The organism is Vibrio sp. 10N.222.49.C9 (assembly GCF_041474985.1).
GTDB classification, from domain to species: Bacteria; Pseudomonadota; Gammaproteobacteria; order Enterobacterales; family Vibrionaceae; genus Vibrio; species Vibrio crassostreae_C.
Genome location: NZ_JBFRVD010000575.1, coordinates 1 through 340 on the forward strand (window position 1 = coordinate 1; position 340 = coordinate 340).

At 44.7% G+C, this 340-nt stretch carries 1 protein-coding gene; it reads right to left on the reverse strand.

The genetic code is table 11. The features are described 5' to 3' along the window. Positions 1 to 53 precede the first annotated feature (53 nt). The coding region (locus tag AB4585_RS24550) for a Sir2 family NAD-dependent protein deacetylase (protein ID WP_372171361.1) at positions 54 to 340 on the reverse strand (287 nt) is incomplete at its 5' end.

The following is a 340-nucleotide window of genomic DNA, read 5'->3' on the forward strand; positions in this document are numbered from 1 at the left end:
TTGAAATACGAACAATTATTCCTAGAAGTTAAAATGCGCTAATGCATTTTGGTTTACGAGAGCAGCTCTTCAACCAACTTAGGTACTTCAACACCTGCAGGACCATAGCGTTTTTCTTCAAACTCGCTCTGTACCGCACTCGGCTCTAGGTTGATTTCTATGGTGTGCGCGCCGTGCATTTTTGCATCATGCACAAACCCTGCCGCTGGATAAACTACCCCTGATGTGCCGATAGAAACAAAAAGATCCGCCTTTTCTATGGCGGCATAAATTCTATCCATTTGCAGCGGCATCTCTCCAAACCAAACAATGTGCGGTCTCATTTGATGAGGTATCTGAC